Here is a 3,217-nt window from a genome sequence, read left to right as displayed (position 1 = left end):
CACCTTATCGCAAGCGTTAGGCATTAATTTACAGAGAGCAGAATGGATTTAAGAATTTATCAAGATGACTCAGAAGCGATTGGCTTCGTTATAGCAGCATTATTCTCCCAAGCAATTAACCTAGCAGAAATGCAAAAGTGGGCTGAGTCAGTAATCATGGATTGTGATGACTATCCTGATTATATAATTGATTTAATAGGTTATTCTGGATTCTTAAAAGATATTTATACGGTTATAGGTTTTTACCCAGCATCATCTTTATCAGACCGACAATATTTAGCATTGGTAGGTATCGCGGATATTCGCGGTATCGATAGGTTTGATACAACACCGTCAAAGGTTGATGCCTTAGCTGCACTGAAACGAGAACCTGAAATATTGAAAAGATTTATAGCAGAGTTTCCATTTACAGAGCTATGTGCATCAGATGCCTAACAATTGTATCAAGGTGACGCTTTTTACTCGGCAGTTTTGGTACGAAGTCCGGTGCACTTTGCTGGTTCAGTGGTGCGCACCTTATCCTAAGCGTTATGCCTAAGGAATGATGGAGTAATGAATACCACAATACTTGATTTACTGTAAGTCAGTGCAGCGATTGTGATGTGCCGGGTTACTTAATCGTTATGTATAAAGAGAATCTAAGAGAGTTAAGTGTACTTCCTCATGAAGCTAAATGTCAGCTTGGGGTATTACTTAGCGAAGTTGAATCAAGTATTACAAAAGTGTTAGCTCCCGAAAAAGTGTACTGCTGCAAATTTGGAGAAGCGGCCAGTATTATTCATTTCCACCTTTTTCCAAGAACAGTCTTGTTAAGTAAATCGTTTTTAAGCATCTATCCAGAGCAGCAAGGTTTAATTCATGGCCCTCTGTTATTTGATTGGGCTAAAGATTACTACAAAGTTAAAGTCGGTTGTTTTTCTCCTGATACCATAGTTGCTTTCAACAAAATCAAAGCTATTTTGAGTTCTGTTGGCATAACAAAGGCATCAAGGTGACGCGTTACACTCGGCGGTTTTGGCATGGAGTCCGGTGCACTTGGTGTATTTATCGTAGCGCACCTTATGCCAGGCGTTATGGCTTAAAAGCACAGGCAACGTGGCTTTCGCTTCAAGGCCTGTGGGTCAAGTTTAGCGGCTATTACAACGTGGCTTTCGCTTCAAGGCCTGTGGGTCAAGTTTAGCGGCTATTAAGCCGATCTTCTTTGGCGATATAACTGAACGCTTTCCGGTATAACGAACTGTGAATTTGGCTGGCTTTGTCCGCAGCACGCTTGATTTCCCAGTTGTTCTCGCTGTCAGAAATGCCTGAAACATCATCGAAAGAAAGTTATCAAATTTTGGCTAAGGGTTATCAGATTTTAATCTTTGCTATTTTTCCCCGAAGCTTCCGATTTCTATCTGTTAGTAAAGAACCATTCTTTGTTCAATGGCTACTGATTTTGCTAGTTGGCTCATGAAGTTATGTATAAATTTCTGCCCGGGTTTTATCGGTAGGGTAAACTGTCAGGCGTTAGAGCAGATATTTCTGTAGCGGTAGCGTATCTGGTAAGTGATTAAATTTCCTTGATTTTGCCATAACAAGGCAATCAAGGTGATGCGTTACACTCGGCGGTTTTTGTAAGGAGTTCAGTGTGCTTTTCAGGTTCCGTGGGGCACACCTTATTGCAGGCGTTATGCACTAAAAGCGAAAAGCCTTAACTGAAACATGGTCGCACAAGAACATGGATTTCTGTTGTTAGCTTATGCCAATAATACTCAGCTTGAAAAGCCAAATTTTGACTGGTTATTTTGCCAAATAGTCGCGGGTTTTGTGAGCTCACCATTCAGTTCAAAGTTCCAAAATTGATACCCTTGGCTTCTGATTTTCTCACCAATATCAATTTCGAGTTGTTTGGCCCATGCTTAACTCGAAGCTTTCTCTGGTTGAAACGGCGCTTCCCTCGGCTATTAGTTTAGTGTTTGCAGCCTGTGTGACTCCGCATCAGTGTATCATGCAAATCCGGCGTGCTCAAAGTCGCTGAAAGCTAAGTGGGAAATTTTTATTGGTGATTGCTGTAAGTTTTGTTCCAGGAGAATCACGCGTTATAAATTTTGCTGCCAAGTTAGAGTAGTGTATTTGGTGAGGCATAACAAATCGCACCATGTCGACCCGTTACACTCGGCAGTTTTAGTATGAATTGGCTTCAGTGTTTATGGTGGTCAAACTTGGCATTTTCGCGGTAACGGGCGCATGTGCTCAGGCGTTATGTACTATAGGTGATTAAATGATTAGGTATGTTTTTATAATTCTTGTTTTGTTTTCTCCATTTGCTTTTAGTTCAGAGGTAGACTGTGAAAAAGCATTTACGACAATAGATATTAACTATTGTTTAGGGCTTGAACTAGAGGCTGCTGAAAAAGAAATGCAGAGATATTTAACTAAAAGCTTAGAACATCAAAATCATGATCAAGAGTTAGTGCAATCAATACAGCAAGCCCAAAAGCTATGGGAAAAATATGCTGAAGCACATTGTGACTCGGTTTATACAATGTGGCGTGGAGGTACAATTCGAGGAGCTATGGCAATTACATGTCAAATGAGTTTAACTCAAAAGAGAACTCATGAGCTCTGGTCGCAGTATTTAACATATATGGATAGCACAGAGCCAGTTTTACTGGAGCCTCAAATCTAGTTGTTGTATACACGTACATAACAAGGCAATCAAGGTGATGTTACACTCGGCAGTTTTGGTATGGAGTTTAGTGCGCTTGGTTGGTTTGGTGTTGGTGCACCTTATGCCCGGCGTTATGTTGCCTATCATCTAGGGCTTAAGATTTATCATTGTAAATAATTAAAGGGAATTAATCGTATGAGTATAAATACAAAAATGACATCAGAGAAAGTCGCATCAAAAGCAGCAAAAATACTTGCGGATAAGAATGCTTCTAAAACTGCTAAATCATTAGCAGCTTCGGCTTTATCTCAAAAAGATTCACTAAAGCAAACAGGAGCTGAACTCGAAGAGCTAGCTTCAAAAGTTTTGAGAAGTGAAAAATATAATGATGATACTAAAGAGTTGGCGGCATCAGTTCTTGCTCAGTCGAACAAAAGTCGTTAATAAACATGTAGCTGCAACATAACAAAGCAATCAAGGTGACCCGTTACACTTGGCGGTTTTAGTATGAAGTTTTGTGTGCTTTGCTGGTTTATTGTGGGGCACCTTATTGCAGGCTACATG

4 protein-coding genes are annotated in these 3,217 nt (G+C 40.2%); all 4 read left to right on the top strand.

What is annotated here, in order from left to right; translation table 11 throughout:
- Positions 1–42 precede the first annotated feature (42 nt).
- The gene (locus tag C942_RS24115; protein ID WP_007471551.1) at positions 43–435 is read left to right on the top strand and encodes a hypothetical protein; all 393 of its coding nucleotides are present in this window, start codon (positions 43–45) and stop codon (positions 433–435) included.
- Between the two features lie 188 nt (positions 436–623).
- Positions 624–995, top strand: a complete 372-nt coding sequence (locus tag C942_RS24110) for a hypothetical protein (RefSeq protein WP_036801826.1) — start codon at positions 624–626, stop codon at positions 993–995.
- Between the two features lie 1,268 nt (positions 996–2,263).
- Positions 2,264–2,671: a lysozyme inhibitor LprI family protein gene (locus C942_RS24105; protein WP_036801823.1), complete on the top strand. Its 408-nt coding sequence runs from the start codon at positions 2,264–2,266 to the stop codon at positions 2,669–2,671.
- 177 nt (positions 2,672–2,848) lie between these two features.
- Entirely contained in the window at positions 2,849–3,097 is a 249-nt protein-coding gene (locus C942_RS24100; protein ID WP_198287515.1) for a hypothetical protein, read from the top strand.
- The last annotated feature ends 120 nt before the right edge of the window (positions 3,098–3,217 follow it).

This window comes from Photobacterium marinum, assembly GCF_000331515.1.
Classification (GTDB): Bacteria; Pseudomonadota; Gammaproteobacteria; order Enterobacterales; family Vibrionaceae; genus Photobacterium; species Photobacterium marinum.
The sequence above is the reverse complement of the archived record's forward strand: the minus strand, read 5'-3'. Positions and strand labels throughout refer to the sequence as shown.

Coding starts and splice junctions, on each gene's coding strand:
- C942_RS24115 (WP_007471551.1), top strand. CDS start 43: ATGGATTTAAGAATTTATCAAGATGACTCAGAAGCGATTGGCTTCGTT.
- C942_RS24110 (WP_036801826.1), top strand. CDS start 624: ATGTATAAAGAGAATCTAAGAGAGTTAAGTGTACTTCCTCATGAAGCT.
- C942_RS24105 (WP_036801823.1), top strand. CDS start 2,264: ATGATTAGGTATGTTTTTATAATTCTTGTTTTGTTTTCTCCATTTGCT.
- C942_RS24100 (WP_198287515.1), top strand. CDS start 2,849: ATGAGTATAAATACAAAAATGACATCAGAGAAAGTCGCATCAAAAGCA.